Consider the following 14879-nt stretch of genomic DNA (forward strand, 5'->3'; position numbering starts at 1 on the left):
TTCGGGCCGCTGGCAGCCGCCGGAAACGGCGGCTGTGATGTCCCACCTATGGGGCACGGAGGCGCGAAAATTCATCGAATTCGAGACAATTTCCGCCCTTTCGCCCCCATTCGGTCATGACCCATAAGGAAACAGCGCCTATATCAGCAGCGCTGGCTCCGCGCGGATGTGCGCGCGCCGCCCCAGGGACGCGACGAGAACAATGGCGGACGATGCCGGTCGGCTGAATCAGGTCTTTGCCGAGACCAGCTTCCTGTATGGCTCGAACGCCTCGTTCATCGAGGACCTGCACGGCAAATGGGCCGCCGATCCGGCGTCTGTTTCAGCCGAATGGCGCGCCTTCTTCGACCAGCTGCGCGACACGGCCGAGACGGTGATCGCCGCCGGCGGCGCCGGCGGCTGGGGCCGGTCGAACGCCTCGGAGCCCAGTGAGTCCGCCGCCGTGTTCGACGGCCGCTGGCCGGCCGCCAAGCCCGACCCGAAGAAGCCGGGCGCCGCGCCGGCGGCGAAGGCTGACGCCGCCCCGGACGCCGGCGTCTCCAGCGAGGCCATCCGCGCCGCCGCCCATGACTCGATCCGCGCCCTGATGCTGATCCGCAGCTATCGTGTGCGTGGGCATCTGCAGGCGACGCTGGACCCGCTGGGCATCGAGCCGCCCACCGACAACCCCGAGCTGACGCCGGAATTCTACGGCTTCTCGGAAGCCGATCTGGACCGGCCGATCTATCTGGACGGCGTGCTGGGACTGCAGACCGGCACGATCCGCGAGGTGCTGGCGATCCTCAAGCGCACCTACTGCGGCCATATCGGCATCCAGTTCATGCATATCGCCGAGCCGGAGGAGAAGAACTGGCTGCAGGCCCGCTTCGAGGGCCCCGACAAGTTCGAGCAGAACGCCTTCACCAAGGAAGGCAAGCTGGCGATCCTCAACAAGCTGATCGAGGCCGAGGGCTTCGAGCGCTTCTTGCACAAACGCTTCCCCGGCACCAAGCGGTTCGGCCTCGACGGCGGCGAGGCCATGGTTCCGGCGCTGGAGCAGATCATCAAGCGCGGCGGCGCCTTGGGCGTCGACGAGATCGTGCTGGGCATGGCCCACCGCGGCCGGCTGAACACCCTCGCGGCGGTGATGGGCAAGCCCTATCGCGCCATCTTCCACGAGTTCCAGGGCGGCTCGACCGTGCCGAGCGACATCGAGGGCTCGGGCGACGTCAAATACCATATGGGGGCCAGTTCGGACCGTTCGTTCGACGGCAACAACGTCCACCTGTCGCTGACGGCGAACCCGTCGCACCTCGAGATCGTCAATCCGGTGGTGCTGGGCAAGGCGCGGGCGAAACAGGCGTTCGACATCCGCGAGGCCAATGTCGGCAAGCCCGAGGAGCAGTGGGCGCTGGACCGCAGCAAGGTCGTGCCGCTGCTGATCCACGGCGACGCCGCCTTCGCCGGCCAGGGCGTGGTCGCCGAATGCTTCGCCCTGATGGGGCTGAAGGGCTACCGCACCGGCGGGACGATCCATTTCGTCGTCAACAACCAGATCGGCTTCACCACCAGCCCGCGCAACTCGCGCAGCTCGCCCTATCCGTCCGACGTGGCGCTGATGGTCCAGGCGCCGATCTTCCACGTCAACGGCGACGATCCGGAAGCCGTGGTCTTCGCTGCCAAGGTGGCGACCGAGTTCCGGCAGAAATTCCACAAAGACGTGGTGGTGGACATGTTCTGCTACCGCCGCTTCGGCCACAACGAGGGCGACGACCCGACCTTCACCCAGCCGCTGATGTATTCGAAGATCCGCGCCCTGCCGTCGACGCGCGAGATCTACACCGAACGCCTGATCGCCGAGGGCGTCACCAGCCAGGCCGAGGTCGACGCCGAGGTGGCCCGGTTCGAGGCCTTCCTCGACGCCGAGTTCGAGGCCGGCAAGACCTTCGAGGCCAAGAAGGCCGACTGGATGGACGGTCAGTGGACCGGCATCGGCCAGCCCGACGGCGAGGAGCGCCGCGGCGAGACCTCGGTGCCCGCGGCCAAGCTGCTTGGCCTCGGCCACCGCCTGACCACGCTGCCCAACGACGTCGACGTGCACAAGACGCTGAGGCGCGTCATGGACGGCCGGCGCGAGATGATCACGACCGGCGAGAACATCGACTGGGCCACGGCCGAGAGCCTGGCCTTCGCCTCGCTGCTGGACGAGGGTTTCCCGGTGCGCCTGTCGGGCCAGGACTCGGTGCGCGGCACCTTCTCCCAGCGCCATTCGGGCATCGTCGACCAGACCACCGAGGCCCGCTATGTGCCGCTCAACAACCTGTCCGCCGACCAGGCCCAGTTCGAGGTCATCGACTCGGCCCTGTCGGAAGAGGCGGTGCTGGGCTTCGAATACGGCTACGCCCTGACCGACCCCAACACTCTGGTCATGTGGGAAGCCCAGTTCGGCGACTTCGTGAACGGCGCCCAGGTGGTGATCGACCAGTTCATTACCTCGGGCGAGCGCAAATGGCTGCGCATGTGCGGCCTGACCATGCTGCTGCCGCACGGCTACGAGGGGCAGGGGCCCGAGCACTCCTCGGCGCGCCTCGAGCGGTTCCTGCAGCAGTGCGCCGAGGACAATATCCAGGTCGCCAACTGCACCACCCCAGCCAACTATTTCCACATCCTGCGTCGCCAGATGCACCGGCCGTTCCGCAAGCCGCTGATCATCATGACGCCCAAGAGCCTGCTGCGGCACAAGAAGGCGGTCTCGACCATCGCCGACATGGCCGAGGGCAGCTCGTTCCACCGCATCCTGCACGACGACGCCCAGACGCGGCCCGAGGTCGCCGGGATCACCATCAAGGCCGACAGGGACATCCGCCGCGTCGTGCTGTGCTCGGGCAAGGTCTATTACGACCTGCTGGAGCGCCGCGAGCGCGACCAGACCGACGACGTCTATCTGATGCGGATGGAGCAGTTCTATCCGTGGCCGATGAAGTCGCTGATGACCGAACTGGCCCGTTTCCCCAACGCCGAACTGGTCTGGTGCCAGGAAGAACCCAAGAACATGGGCGGCTGGACCTTCGTCGATCCGTGGATCGAGCTGACGCTGGAGAAGCTGGACGTGAAGGCCAAACGGGCCCGCTACGTCGGTCGCCCGGCCTCGGCCTCGACCGCCGCGGGCCTGATGAGCCGGCACCTGAAAGAACTCGACGCCTTCCTGACCGACGCCTTCGCCTGACCCCGTCCGGAACCGCGGCCGCGCCGTACTCCGGGATGACAAACGAACGAACCTGAGAAAGCCCGTCCCATGGCCGACATCCTGACCCCCGCCCTCGGCGAATCCGTCACCGAAGCCACGATCGGCAAGTGGACGAAGAAGGCTGGCGATCCCGTCAGGAAGGACGAGGTCCTGGTCGAGCTGGAGACCGACAAGGTCTCGCTGGAGGTGGTGTCGCCCGCCGATGGCGTGTTGTCCGAGATCAAGACCCCGGACGGCGAGACCGTGACACCGGGCGCCGTGCTGGGCGTGGTGACCGAGGGCGCCGGCGCCGCGCCGGTGGCCGAGGCTCCGAAGACCGAGGCCAAGGCCGCGCCCGCGCCGAAGGCGGAAGCCGCCCCGGCCCCGGCGGCTCCGGCGCCCGCCGCCGCCGCTTCGGGCGGCTCGGTCGCGATCATGACCCCGACCATGGGCGAGAGCGTCGCCGAGGGCACGATGGGGGCGTGGCTAAAGAAGTCGGGCGACACCGTCGCCAAGGATGAGCTGCTGGTCGAGATCGAGACCGACAAGGTCGCGGTCGAGGTGTCGGCCCCCGCCGCCGGCGTCCTGACCATCGAGGCGGAGTCCGGCTCGACCGTCACGCCCGGTCAGCAGATCGGCAGCCTCGCCGCCTCGGGCGAGGGCGCCGCTCCCGCTACGGCCCAGGCCGCCGCGCCGACTTCGGGCGGTTCGGCCAACGCCGGCTCGGCCCAGATCAAATCGGGCGACGCCCCGCACCTGTCGCCCGCCGTGCAGCGGGTGGTGACCGAGAACAACCTCGACCCGAAGGCGCTGGCCGCCACCGGGCCGAAGGGCAACGTCACCAAGGCCGACGCCGTCGCCGCCATCGGCGCCGCCCCCGCGCCGGCCCCGGCCGCCAAGGCCGCGGCTCCCGCCGCGCCGCGCGCCGACCAGCCGCGCGAGGAGCGGGTCAAGATGACCCGGCTGCGCCAGACCATCGCCCGCCGGCTCAAGGAATCGCAGAACACCGCCGCCCAGCTGACCACCTTCAACGAGGTGGACATGACCAACGTCATGGCCCTGCGGACCCAGTACAAGGACGCCTTCGAGAAGCGCCACGGGGTGAAGCTCGGCTTCATGAGCTTCTTTACCAAGGCCATCGTCGCGGCTCTGAAGGAGATCCCCGCGGTCAACGCAGAGATCGACGGCACCGACATCATCTACAAGAACCACTATGACATCGGCGTCGCCGTCGGCACCGAGAAGGGCCTCGTCGTTCCCGTCCTGCGCGACGCCGACACCCTGTCGCTGGCGGGCATCGAAAAGGGCATTGCGGCCCTCGGCAAGGCGGCCCGCGACGGCGACCTGACGCTGGACCAGCTGCAGGGCGGCACCTTCACCATCACCAACGGCGGCACCTATGGCTCGCTGATGTCGACGCCGATCCTGAACGCGCCGCAGTCCGGCATTCTGGGCATGCACAACATCGTCCAGCGGCCGATGGCGGTGGACGGCCAGGTGGTGATCCGGCCGATGATGTATCTGGCGCTCAGCTACGACCACCGCATCGTCGACGGCAAGGAGGCGGTGACCTTCCTCGTGCGGGTCAAGGAGCTGCTGGAGGATCCGGCGCGGGCGCTGCTGGACCTGTAGCGCCTGGACCCCGTCTTCCACCTGTCGCTGTCTGTCTCCGACCTGACGCGGACGCGGCGGTTCTACGAGGACGTCCTCGGGGCGCGGTCCGGGCGCGTCACCGCCCACTGGGTCGATCTGTGGCTGTTCGGCGCCCAGATCACCGCCTATCAGCGGCCCGCCGCCGTCGTGCCGTCGCCCTATCGCGAAGCCCAGCATTTCGGGGCGACGCTGGAATGGACCGCGTGGAGACGGCTCGCCGACCGCCTTGTCGGGGAGGGGACGGCGTTCCGGCTTGAGCCCACGGTGGACGAAGCGGGCGACCGGGCGAAGATGATGCTCGCCGATCCCGACGGCTATCTGGTCGAGCTCAAGGCCTATGCCGATCCAGCGCTGCTGCAGCGGCCGGCGGTCGCGCCATGAGCCTGCGCGAGATCACCCGCTTCACCGATGTCTATGAGGCCGATCTGGCGGCGGCGTTTCTGGCCTCGCATGGAATCGAGGTCAGCGTCACCGAGCGGTACCAGACCACCGTCGATCCCCTGATGCAGCGGGCGCTCGGCATCCGGTTGATGGCGCCGGCGTCAGCCGTGGAGGCGGCGCGGGCGCTGCTGGCGCGGGCCCAAGCGGGGGAGTTCGCGACCGAAGACGGCGACGACGTGTCCGACATGGACGTCGGGACGCGGGCGACCGGCACGGTCATGGCTTTGGCGGCCTTCGCCACCGGCGGCTTCTGGGGCGTCAGCCTGCCGCGCCGTTTCCGGCCGGTGGCCTGGCAGGGGGTGCTGATCTCATTCGTGGTGCTGGTCGCCGCGATGATCGCCATCGCGATCGTGTTCAAGGTCCTGTTCGACCCGCCCCGGGGCTAGCGATCGGAGCGGAGCGCTCCGAAAACCTCGTCCGTGTCCTGACCCAGCGCCGGGGGCGGCCGGTCGTAGGCCACCGGCGTGGCGGACATCCGGATCGGCGAGGCGACCGTGCGAACGGGCGCCGACAGGTCGGGGCGGGTCTGGGTGATCTCCAGCACACGGTGTTTCGCCTGCGGCTCGTTGAACACCTGATCGACCGTATTGACCGGGCCGCACGGCACGCCGGCGACCTCGAGCGCCGCCATCAGCGACGCCATCGTATGGCCGGCGGTCAGGGCCGAGAGCTCGGCGGTCATCACCGCGCGATGTTCGATGCGCAGGGCGTTGGTCAGCAGGCGGGGATCGGCGCCAAGGCCCGGAGCGTCCAGCGCCGCCGCCAGCGCGCGGAACTGGCCGTCATTGCCGACGGCGATCACCACCATACCGTCCGTACACGGAAAGGGCTGGTAGGGGGCGAGGTTGGGGTGGGCGTTGCCCATCCGCGTCGGGGCCTTGCCGCTGACAAAGAAATTGGTCGCCTGATTGGCCAGCATGGCGGCCTGGACGTCGAACAGGGCGATGTCGATATGCTGGCCCTGGCCCGTGGCGCGGGCGTGCAGCAGGGCGGCGAGGATGGCGTTGGAGGCGTAAAGGCCGGTGAACAGATCGGCCACGGCGACCCCGACCTTCATCGGCTCGGCCCCCGCCGCGCCGTCGGGCTGGCCGGTCACCGACATCAGCCCGCCCATGGCCTGGATCATATAGTCATATCCGGCGCGATGGGCGTCGGGCCCGTCCTGGCCGAAGCCAGTGATTGAGCAATAGACCAGCTTCGGATTGATCGCCGACAGGGCGGCGTGGTCGAGGCCGTATTTCTTCAGCCCGCCGGTCTTGAAGTTTTCGACGAGGACGTCACAATTCCTCGTCAGTTCACGGACGATGGCGGCCCCCTCGGGGGTCGCGATGTCCAGCTCGACCGACTTCTTGCCGCGGTTGGCGCACAGGAAATAGGCGGCGTCGCCCTTCGACCCGTCGGCTTTCGTGGTGAACGGCGGGCCCCAGTGGCGGGTGTCGTCGCCGACGCCGGGCCGCTCGATCTTGATGACCTCGGCCCCGAGGTCGGCGAGGGTCTGGGTCGCCCACGGGCCGGCCAGCACGCGGCTGAGGTCGAGGACGCGAACGCCGGAGAGGGGGCCTTGGGTCATGGGGCGTGCTTAGCCGTTCGGCGGCGTCGGCTAAAGCCCCGGGTCCCACACCCCGGCGTTGCGCATGCGGCATTCGCGGGCCTCGCGGGCGCGGCCGTCCATCTCCTCGGCCATGCAGCAGACCGAGCGGGACACGGTGGCCTTGTGCACGCCCGGCACGATCGCATGCAGGAAGGCGCAGCCGGCCAGCTTGAGCAGCCGGAAGCCAAAGCGCGACGAGGCGGCCATATGTTCGAAATAGCCCTCCTTGACCTCGCGCGGGTGGTCGACGAACAGGCGATTCAGCGTCTGGATCATGAAGACAGCCTAGCTTGGAACGGGCCCGGCCTCTACCCGTCGGCGCCATTCTGGCCTAAACCGCCCGCCGGAATAGGGGGCGCCCGTCACCATCGCGTGACGCCGTGGCGACCCCGACACGCTTCAGGAAAGACACCCCATGGCCGACGGCTCCGCCTCTCCCGCCAAGACCTTCCGCTGGGACGACCCGCTGGACCTCGACGGCCGGCTGACCGACGACGAGCGGATGATCCAGGACGCGGCGCGGTCCTACGCCCGCGAGAAGCTGCTGCCGCGCGTCGTCGCGGCCTTCCGCGACGAGACCTTCGATCGCGCCATCATGACCGAGCTGGGCGAGATGGGCTTCCTCGGGGCCATGCTGCCGGAACAGTACGGCGGCTCCTCGGTCAGCCATGTGGCCTACGGCCTGATCGCGCGCGAGATCGAGGCGGTCGACAGCGGCTATCGCTCGGCCATGAGCGTGCAGTCGTCGCTGGCCATGTACCCGATCTACGCCTTCGGCTCGGAAGAGCAGAAGATGCGCTTTCTGCCCCGTATGGCCGCCGGCGAACTGGTCGGCTGTTTCGGCCTGACCGAGGCTGACGGCGGCTCCGACCCGGCTTCGATGAAGACCAAGGCTGTCGCCGTCGACGGCGGCTACCGGCTGAACGGCGCCAAATACTGGATCACCAACAGTCCCATCAGCGACCTCGCCGTCGTCTGGGCCAAGCTGGACGACGTGATCCGCGGCTTCATCGTCGAGCGCGGCATGGACGGCTTCACCACCGACAAGATCGGCGACAAGCTGTCCCTGCGCGCCTCGATCACCGGCGACATCGGCCTGAACGACGTCTTCGTCCCGGAGGAGAACCTGTTGCCGGGCGTGAAGGGTCTGCGCGGTCCGTTCAGCTGCCTCAACAAGGCCCGCTACGGCATCGCCTGGGGGGCCATGGGCGCGGCCGAGGCCTGTTTCCACCTGACCCGCGACTATGTCGGCGAGCGCATGCTGTTCGGCCGCCCGCTGTCGTCGCGCCAGCTGGTGCAGAAGAAGCTGGCCGACATGCAGACCGAGATCTTCCTCGGCTTCGAGGGCGCCCTGGCCCTCGGCCGGCTGCTCGACCAGGGGGCCTGGGTCCCCGAGGCCATCTCGATGATGAAGCGCAACAACTGCGGCAAGGCCCTGGCCATCGCCCGCGAGGCCCGCGACATGCACGGCGGCGCCGGCATCACCGGCGAGATGCACGTCATGCGCCACGCCATGAACCTCGAGACGGTCAACACCTATGAGGGCGCCCACGACGTCCACGCCCTGATCCTCGGCCGCGCCATCACCGGCGAGAGCGCCTTCTGATGGCCGACGCACCGGAAGGCCGCCTCGTCGGCCGGGTCATCGCCATGCCGGCCGACACCAATCCCGAGGGCGACATCTTCGGCGGCTGGCTGCTGGCGCATATGGACCTCGCCGGGGCGACCCCGGCGTTCGAGATGGCCCAGGGCCGCTGCGTGACCGTGGCGCTGGACGCCATGGTCTTCCACCAGCCGGTCTCGGTCGGCGACGAGGTGTCGCTGCACGCCACCGTGCTCAAGACCGGCCGGACCTCGATCCGCGTCCATGTCGAGGCGTGGAAGCGGTCGCGCAACGAGGCCCACGCCGAGGCGGTGCGGGTCACCGAAGGCGTCTTCACCTATGTCGCCATCGGCCCCGACAAGTCGCCGCGGCCGCTGCCGGGCGTTGCGGCATAACCAACCTGCGGGCTGGGAAATCTTGACCTTCGGGCCGGCGCCGCCTACCTCCCCGACATGACCATTCGTCGCATCCTCACCATCGACAACGCCGCCGATCTGGCGGTGCTGAAGCAGGTCTCCCGGCCGGTCGAAGGACCGATCACGGACGAGCTGCGCACCCTGATGGATGACATGCTGGAGACGATGTACGACGCGCCCGGCATCGGCCTGGCCGCCGTCCAGATCGGCGACACCCGCCGCGTCATCGTCATGGACCTTGGCGACCGGGACGGCGTCGTCTGCGACGACGACCCCGCCGAAATGAGCGACGAGGCCCGCGCCAGATACGACGCGGAACGCCGCAACCCGCGCTATTTCGTCAATCCCGAGATCCTGTGGACCTCGGAAGAGACCCTGCCCTACGAAGAGGGCTGCCTGTCGATCCCCGACTATTACGACGCCGTCGAGCGTCCGGCCCGGGCCCGCATCCGCTATCTCGACTACGCCGGCGAGACGGTCGAGGAGGAGTGCGAGGGCCTGTACGCCGTCTGCATCCAGCACGAGATGGATCACCTGAACGGCGTGCTGTTTATCGACCACCTGTCGCGGCTCAAGCGCGACCGGGCCGTGGCCAAGGTCAAGAAGGCCGCGAGGATGGCCGCCTGATGGCCCGCCTCAAGCGCAACCGCGACCGCATCATCGACCCCTCCGGCCGTCGCCGGCTGACCCGCAACGAGAAGATCGGGGTAGCCAGCCTCGCCACCCTGATCGGCGTCGCGGTCGTCGGCGTCGTGGCCGGGGTTCTGCTGGACCGGCTGCTCGACTTCGACGACGCCTTCGACGCCGGCGGCGAATGGGACGAGGGCGGCGGCGTCGAGACCCGCTGGCAGTAGGCCCGGGCGAGACGACGGCCAGCGGACGGGTTGTAGGGCCGCAATGGGTGGAAATGCGACGTCCGAGATTTAGTGTCAGGTATGACCACAGCAGGGCTCAAATCTTTCGTTCGCTCGTTCACCTGGAAGGAGTGGCTCGCCCTGTCGGTGATTACCGCCTTGCACGTCGCGGCCGGTTCGGACTTCGGCGTGTTCGCGATGGCGTTCCAGTTGCTTCTGGGAGTCTGCGTCGGGTTGGTTGTGATCGGCGGATGGCGCATCCTTTCGAAGGCCGACAAGCGCGGGCCTAATCCACCCCGCTGAGGCGTTCTGGAGCGGATTTCCGCAATGGGTCGCAAGCCGACTGTCGCCTGAGGGTGGTGAGGCGACATTGGCATCGTGCGGGGTTAGGCTTCAATCATGCCGACGCCTCAAGCCAGTATCGCCGCCCTGATCGATAGCGAGTTGTCGGTCCTGACGGACGACAACACAAAACAAGCCGTCCTTCGAGGGCTTGTCGATCCGCGCCCGATCACCCTCGACTGGGATTACGGAACTGCCGGACAGCAGTTTGAAGGATGGGTCGTGTTCGATCACGAAGCGGAGTCAGATACCTTGATCGTCTACTGCGAGCACGGATTCGGGCCCGCGTCGCCTTGGGGCTTGGTCTTCGCCACACCCCATCAGGGAAGACGGTCGATGGGAATGGACAGCGGGTGGTTTCGTTCATTCATCGAGGCGTTCTGGGTTTCTCACGCCGCCACACCGCTCGCCCAAAGCGGACAGTCCGAAATTTGCTAACGGGTCGGGACCAGACAACCGCCTAAGGGTGGAAAGCGGGCGTCCGTTGCGGCATCAGGTGTGGATGAACCTCGGCGACACGATAACCGAAGCTGACCTACCGCAAGCTGCCGCCTTCGAAAGCTTCCACCCGTTCATCAAGGGCGTCTTTAGCCAGTGGCATCCCACAGCCTTCACGCTTGAGGGCCTGAATTTCGTCACTGCGGAACAGTGGATGATGTTCGCCAAGGCGCGCTTGTTCGATGATGAGACGAGGGCAGAGCAGATCATCGCGACGCCCGACCCGGCCGAACAGAAGCGCTTCGGCCAGCAAGTGCAGAAGTTCGATCAGAGCACCTGGGACGAAGCCAAGGCCGGCATCGTGTATGCGGGGAACTTGGCCAAGTTCGCGCAAAACGGGGGCGCGCTCCGGCAGTTGAAGGCCACCCACGGTGCGATGCTCGTGGAAGCTAACCCTCGGGACTGGATATGGGGCGTCGGTCTCTCGATTGAGGACCCCCGCGTCCATCGCCCTGACGAATGGCGCGGCACGAACTTGCTCGGTCGCGTCCTTACGAAAATCCGCACCCACCTTCTCTAGCTTGACCCCGTGTACGTCGCATACGGCCGCGACAGCGGACCTCGCCTCCCGGCCGTAAACCGCCCCCCCACCACCCCCCGCCTTGTCCCCGCCTCTCGCCTGAGGCACACCGCCTCCCATGCGCCTCGCCTTCATGGGAACTCCCGACTTCGCCGTGCCCTCGCTGGCCGAGCTGATCGCCAGCGGTCATGAGATCGTGGCTGTCTACTCCCAGCCGCCCAAGCCGCGCGGCCGCGGCCAGAAGCTGACGCCGTCGCCGGTGCACGCCTTCGCCGAGACCATGGGCCTGCCGGTGTTCACGCCGGAGTCGATGAAGTCGGCCGACGCCATCGAGACCTTCCGCAGCCTCGACGTCGACGCCGCCTGCGTCGTCGCCTACGGGCAGATCCTCAAGCGCGAGGTGCTCGACGCGCCCCGCCTCGGCTGCTTCAACCTGCACGGCTCGCTGCTGCCGCGCTGGCGCGGGGCGGCGCCGATCCAGCGCGCCATCATGGCCGGCGACCGCCAGACCGGCGTGCAGATCATGCGCATGTCCGAGGGCCTCGACGAGGGCCCGATCCTGCTGTCCGAGGTGCTGGACATCCGCCCCGACGACACGGCCGCCAGCCTGTCCGATCGCATGTCGCACACCGGCGCCAGCCTGTGGCCGCGCGCCCTCGCCGCCATCGAGCGCGGCGCCGTCGAGGGGACGCCCCAGGTCGGCGAACCGACCTATGCCCGCAAGATCACCCCGGCCGAGGCGCGGATCGACTGGAGCCGGCCGGCGGCGGCGATCGACGCCCACATCCGCGGCCTGTCGCCCTTCCCCGGCGCCTGGTTCGAGGCCCCGGGGCCCGAGGGGCCGGTGCGGATCAAGGCGCTGATGTCGCGCGTCTCCGGTCCGGGCGAAGGCTCGCCGGGCGAGGTTCTGGATGGCGGCCTGCGGGTGGCCTGCGGCGCGGGCGTGGTGCGGCTGCTGACAGTGCAGCGGCCGGGCAAGGCGGCCCAGCCGGCCGAGGAGATGCTGCGCGGCTTCGCCATCCCGGCCGGAACGGTGCTGGGCTAGTGCCCCGGTATCGCCTGACGCTCGAATACGACGGCTCGGGCTACAACGGCTTTCAGGCCCAGACCGACCAGCCGACGGTGCAGGGCGCGGTCGAGACGGCCATCACCGCCTTCTGCGGCGAGACCGTGCGCATCGCCGCCGCCGGCCGCACCGACACCGGGGTCCACGCCACCGGCCAGGTGATCGGCGTCGATCTCGACAAGGCATGGCCGGCCGCGACGGTGATGAACGCCCTCAACGCCCATATGGTGCGCGAGGCGGTGTCGGTGCTGGACTGCGTCGAGGCCGAACCGGACTGGCACGCCCGTTTCTCGGCCACCGGGCGGCGCTATCTGTACCGCATCCTCAACCGGCCGGGGCGGCCGGCGCTGGACCGGGGACGGGTCTGGCATGTCAGGAAGCCGCTGGACGCCGCCGCCATGCACGCGGCCGCCCAGGCGCTGGTCGGGCTGCATGATTTCACCACCTTCCGCGACATCAACTGCCAGTCGAAATCGCCGCTGAAGACGCTGGACGTGGCCCGGGTCGCGCGCGTCGGCGAGGAGGTGCATCTGGTGTTCGAGGCGCGCAGCTTCCTGCACCGGCAGGTGCGATCGATGGCCGGGACCCTGGCCGAGGTCGGGCTGGGCCGCTGGGCCGTCGCCGACGTGGCGCGGGTGCTGGAGGCGCGGGACCGCGCCGCCTGCGGCCCGGTGGCGCCGTCGGACGGCCTGTATCTGACCGGCGTCAGCTACTGAGCGCGCACGAAAAAGCCCGCCGGCGAACCGGCGGGCTTCTGTCGGCAGGCGGTGAGGCCTAGTTGGCGACTTCTTCGGCCGTGTCCGTGACGGCCGAACCGGCGGCCGAGACGTCGCGTCCCGCGCCCGAAATGGTGTTGCAGGCCGAAACGGCGAGGGCGGCGGCGACGATGGTCAGAGCGACGATCTTCTTCATGGGAATCCCCTTTGGGTGTTGAACCTTGACCGTGAACGCGAAGCGTCGCCGGGGGTTGCATGGCCAAACGCCGGGTCGGTCTGCTAATCCGGCGGAATGACCCAGCCCGCGAACACCGCCGCCCGCCGCCTCGTCGAGACCCTCGTCATGAACGGCATCGACCGGGTCTTCTGCGTGCCGGGCGAAAGCTATCTGGCGGTGCTGGACGCATTGGCGGACGTGCGGGACAGGATTCAGGTCATCGCCTGCCGCCACGAGGCCGGGGCCGCCAACATGGCCGAGGCGTATGGCAAACTGACCGGCAAGCCCGGCGTCTGCATGGTCACGCGCGGGCCGGGCGCGACCCACGCCTCGATCGGCGTGCATACGGCGCATCAGGACTCCACGCCGATGATCCTGTTCGTCGGCCAGATCGCCCTGACCGACCGCGGCCGCGGCGCCTTTCAGGAGGTCGACTATCGCGAGGTGTTCGGCGGTCTCGCCAAATGGGCGACCGAGATCGAAAGCCCGGAGCGCACCGTCGAGGTCGTCGAACGCGCCTTCGCCACCGCCCTGCAGGGGCGGATGGGCCCGGTCGTCATCGCCCTGCCCGAGGACATCCTGCACGAGGACGGCGGCCCGGCTCCGATCCGACCGGTGACGCCAGCGCGGGCGGCGCTGGACCCGGCCTTCGTCGAGGCGGTGCGCGCGCGACTGTCGAAGGCGGAGCGGCCGCTGCTGGTGCTGGGCGGCTCGGGCTGGACGGACGAGGCCGCCGCCTCCATCGGCGACTGGGCCGAACGGATCGGGCTGCCGGTCAGCCTGTCGTTCCGGCGCAAGGACATCCTGTCCAACGCCCGGCCGAACTACGCCGGCGACCTCGGCCTCGGCTGCAATCCCAGGCTGACGGCGCGGGCCAAGGCGGCCGATCTGATCATCGCCATCGGCGCCCGCCTCGGCGAGAATCCGACCCAGGGCTACACCCTGTTCGACCGCGCCCGCACGGCGGAGACCCTGATCCACATACATCCCGGCGCCGAGGAGCTTGGCCGGGTCTGGACGCCGCTGATGAGCGCCACGGCCGACAATTCGCTGGCCGCCCACGCCCTGTCCGCCATCGAGCCCGGCCGCAGCTGGCATGACGAGACCGCCGCCGCCCACGCCGACTATCAGGCCTTCTCGACCCCCGTCCCGGTGACCGGGGCCGTGAATATGAGCGAGTGCATGGCCCATCTGCACGACAGCCTGCCGCCGACCGCCATCGTCACCAATGGCGCGGGCAATTTCGCCGCCTGGCTGCACCGCTTCTACCGCCACCGCGCCTGTCGCACCCAGCTGGCCCCGACCTCGGGGGCGATGGGCTACGGCTATCCCGCCGCCATCGCCGCCAAGTCGGTCCACCCGGACCGCGAGGTCATCTGCATCGCCGGCGACGGCGACTATCTGATGACCGGTCAGGAGATCGCCACGGCGGTCCAGTACGGCATCAATGTCGTGGTCGTCGTCGTCGACAACGGAACCTACGGCACCATCCGCATGCATCAGGAGACCCACTATCCGGGCGCGCAGCGGACCATCGCCACCGACCTGAAGAACCCCGACTTCGTCAAATACGCCGAGGCCTTCGGCGCCTTCGGCGTGCGCTGCGAGACGACGGCCGACTTCCCCGCCGCCCTCGCCGCCGCCCGCAACGCCGGCCGCCCCGCCCTCGTCCACCTGATCACCTCGGCCGAGGACATCGCCCCCAACCGCACCATCACCGGACTGCGCGCCAGCTGAAGACCGTCGCTTTGCGGGCA

At 68.7% G+C, this 14879-nt stretch carries 17 protein-coding genes; 14 read left to right on the forward strand and 3 right to left on the reverse strand.

Going from position 1 to position 14879, the window contains the following annotated elements; all coding sequences use genetic code 11:
• Positions 1-202 precede the first annotated feature (202 nt).
• The 4 genes from ACK4JY_RS02245 to ACK4JY_RS02260 all read left to right on the forward strand — a co-directional run bounded on the left by ACK4JY_RS02245 (position 203) and on the right by ACK4JY_RS02260 (position 5685).
• Positions 203-3205 carry a 2-oxoglutarate dehydrogenase E1 component gene (locus ACK4JY_RS02245; RefSeq protein WP_409602573.1) on the forward strand — a complete coding sequence of 1001 codons (3003 nt, stop codon included), beginning with the start codon at positions 203-205 and terminating at the stop codon, positions 3203-3205.
• Positions 3206-3274: 69 nt separating this feature from the next.
• Positions 3275-4837 (forward strand): 2-oxoglutarate dehydrogenase complex dihydrolipoyllysine-residue succinyltransferase, encoded by a 1563-nt coding sequence (gene odhB / locus ACK4JY_RS02250; protein WP_409602574.1) that lies wholly within the window; start codon positions 3275-3277, stop codon positions 4835-4837.
• A gap of 27 nt (positions 4838-4864) precedes the next feature.
• A complete protein-coding gene (locus ACK4JY_RS02255; RefSeq protein ID WP_409602615.1) occupies positions 4865-5239 on the forward strand; it encodes a VOC family protein in 375 nt (124 codons plus the stop codon).
• Positions 5236-5685, forward strand: a complete 450-nt coding sequence (locus tag ACK4JY_RS02260) for a putative signal transducing protein (protein WP_409602575.1) — start codon at positions 5236-5238, stop codon at positions 5683-5685. Before ACK4JY_RS02255 ends, ACK4JY_RS02260 begins: the two co-directional genes overlap by 4 nt.
• On the opposite strand, the gene ACK4JY_RS02265 is transcribed toward ACK4JY_RS02260, so the two are convergent.
• Positions 5682-6869 carry a CaiB/BaiF CoA transferase family protein gene (locus tag ACK4JY_RS02265; protein ID WP_409602576.1) on the reverse strand — a complete coding sequence of 396 codons (1188 nt, stop codon included), beginning with the start codon at positions 6867-6869 and terminating at the stop codon, positions 5682-5684. The genes ACK4JY_RS02260 and ACK4JY_RS02265 overlap by 4 nt on opposite strands.
• A 30-nt stretch (positions 6870-6899) precedes the next feature.
• Entirely contained in the window at positions 6900-7166 is a 267-nt protein-coding gene (locus ACK4JY_RS02270; RefSeq protein ID WP_409602577.1) for a DUF6356 family protein, read from the reverse strand.
• Between the two features lie 139 nt (positions 7167-7305).
• On the opposite strand from ACK4JY_RS02270, the gene ACK4JY_RS02275 reads away from it, so the two are divergent.
• From ACK4JY_RS02275 to truA, 9 genes are all read left to right on the forward strand, one after another.
• Positions 7306-8496, forward strand: a complete 1191-nt coding sequence (locus tag ACK4JY_RS02275) for an acyl-CoA dehydrogenase (protein ID WP_409602578.1) — start codon at positions 7306-7308, stop codon at positions 8494-8496.
• The gene (locus tag ACK4JY_RS02280) at positions 8496-8888 is read left to right on the forward strand and encodes an acyl-CoA thioesterase (protein ID WP_409602579.1); all 393 of its coding nucleotides are present in this window, start codon (positions 8496-8498) and stop codon (positions 8886-8888) included. Before ACK4JY_RS02275 ends, ACK4JY_RS02280 begins: the two co-directional genes overlap by 1 nt.
• Before the next feature lie 57 nt (positions 8889-8945).
• Positions 8946-9536, forward strand: a complete 591-nt coding sequence (def, locus tag ACK4JY_RS02285) for a peptide deformylase (RefSeq protein WP_409602580.1) — start codon at positions 8946-8948, stop codon at positions 9534-9536.
• Positions 9536-9763, forward strand: coding sequence for a hypothetical protein (locus tag ACK4JY_RS02290; protein ID WP_409602581.1), 228 nt, complete (start codon positions 9536-9538; stop codon positions 9761-9763). The genes def and ACK4JY_RS02290 overlap by 1 nt, the downstream gene beginning before the upstream one ends.
• An 81-nt stretch (positions 9764-9844) precedes the next feature.
• Complete coding sequence (locus ACK4JY_RS02295) at positions 9845-10066, forward strand: hypothetical protein (RefSeq protein ID WP_409602582.1); 222 nt, start codon at positions 9845-9847, stop codon at positions 10064-10066.
• Between the two features lie 96 nt (positions 10067-10162).
• Positions 10163-10543, forward strand: coding sequence for a hypothetical protein (locus tag ACK4JY_RS02300; RefSeq protein WP_409602583.1), 381 nt, complete (start codon positions 10163-10165; stop codon positions 10541-10543).
• Between the two features lie 64 nt (positions 10544-10607).
• Positions 10608-11123: an NADAR family protein gene (locus ACK4JY_RS02305; protein WP_409602584.1), complete on the forward strand. Its 516-nt coding sequence runs from the start codon at positions 10608-10610 to the stop codon at positions 11121-11123.
• A gap of 118 nt (positions 11124-11241) precedes the next feature.
• Entirely contained in the window at positions 11242-12168 is a 927-nt protein-coding gene (gene fmt / locus ACK4JY_RS02310) for a methionyl-tRNA formyltransferase (RefSeq protein WP_409602585.1), read from the forward strand.
• Positions 12168-12905: a tRNA pseudouridine(38-40) synthase TruA gene (gene truA, locus ACK4JY_RS02315; RefSeq protein WP_409602586.1), complete on the forward strand. Its 738-nt coding sequence runs from the start codon at positions 12168-12170 to the stop codon at positions 12903-12905. The genes fmt and truA overlap by 1 nt, the downstream gene beginning before the upstream one ends.
• 58 nt (positions 12906-12963) lie before the next feature.
• Here truA and ACK4JY_RS02320 read toward each other — a convergent pair whose 3' ends face one another.
• Positions 12964-13101 (reverse strand): entericidin A/B family lipoprotein, encoded by a 138-nt coding sequence (locus tag ACK4JY_RS02320; RefSeq protein WP_409602587.1) that lies wholly within the window; start codon positions 13099-13101, stop codon positions 12964-12966.
• A 96-nt stretch (positions 13102-13197) separates the two neighbouring features.
• Here ACK4JY_RS02320 and ACK4JY_RS02325 point away from each other — a divergent pair, with 96 nt between their 5' ends.
• Positions 13198-14859, forward strand: a complete 1662-nt coding sequence (locus ACK4JY_RS02325) for a thiamine pyrophosphate-binding protein (RefSeq protein WP_409602588.1) — start codon at positions 13198-13200, stop codon at positions 14857-14859.
• Positions 14860-14879 lie beyond the last annotated feature (20 nt).

The organism is Brevundimonas sp. (genome assembly GCF_046295595.1).
Taxonomy (GTDB): Bacteria; Pseudomonadota; Alphaproteobacteria; order Caulobacterales; family Caulobacteraceae; genus Brevundimonas.

Bases quoted from the DNA above. Each gene is read 5' to 3' on its own strand.
- ACK4JY_RS02245 (WP_409602573.1), top strand. From the start codon at position 203: ATGGCGGACGATGCCGGTCGGCTGAATCAGGTCTTTGCCGAGACCAGC.
- odhB (WP_409602574.1), top strand. From the start codon at position 3,275: ATGGCCGACATCCTGACCCCCGCCCTCGGCGAATCCGTCACCGAAGCC.
- ACK4JY_RS02260 (WP_409602575.1), top strand. From the start codon at position 5,236: ATGAGCCTGCGCGAGATCACCCGCTTCACCGATGTCTATGAGGCCGAT.
- ACK4JY_RS02265 (WP_409602576.1), bottom strand. From the start codon at position 6,869: ATGACCCAAGGCCCCCTCTCCGGCGTTCGCGTCCTCGACCTCAGCCGC.
- ACK4JY_RS02270 (WP_409602577.1), bottom strand. From the start codon at position 7,166: ATGATCCAGACGCTGAATCGCCTGTTCGTCGACCACCCGCGCGAGGTC.
- ACK4JY_RS02275 (WP_409602578.1), top strand. From the start codon at position 7,306: ATGGCCGACGGCTCCGCCTCTCCCGCCAAGACCTTCCGCTGGGACGAC.
- ACK4JY_RS02280 (WP_409602579.1), top strand. From the start codon at position 8,496: ATGGCCGACGCACCGGAAGGCCGCCTCGTCGGCCGGGTCATCGCCATG.
- def (WP_409602580.1), top strand. From the start codon at position 8,946: ATGACCATTCGTCGCATCCTCACCATCGACAACGCCGCCGATCTGGCG.
- ACK4JY_RS02290 (WP_409602581.1), top strand. From the start codon at position 9,536: ATGGCCCGCCTCAAGCGCAACCGCGACCGCATCATCGACCCCTCCGGC.
- ACK4JY_RS02295 (WP_409602582.1), top strand. From the start codon at position 9,845: ATGACCACAGCAGGGCTCAAATCTTTCGTTCGCTCGTTCACCTGGAAG.
- ACK4JY_RS02300 (WP_409602583.1), top strand. From the start codon at position 10,163: ATGCCGACGCCTCAAGCCAGTATCGCCGCCCTGATCGATAGCGAGTTG.
- ACK4JY_RS02305 (WP_409602584.1), top strand. From the start codon at position 10,608: ATGAACCTCGGCGACACGATAACCGAAGCTGACCTACCGCAAGCTGCC.
- fmt (WP_409602585.1), top strand. From the start codon at position 11,242: ATGCGCCTCGCCTTCATGGGAACTCCCGACTTCGCCGTGCCCTCGCTG.
- ACK4JY_RS02320 (WP_409602587.1), bottom strand. From the start codon at position 13,101: ATGAAGAAGATCGTCGCTCTGACCATCGTCGCCGCCGCCCTCGCCGTT.
- ACK4JY_RS02325 (WP_409602588.1), top strand. From the start codon at position 13,198: ATGACCCAGCCCGCGAACACCGCCGCCCGCCGCCTCGTCGAGACCCTC.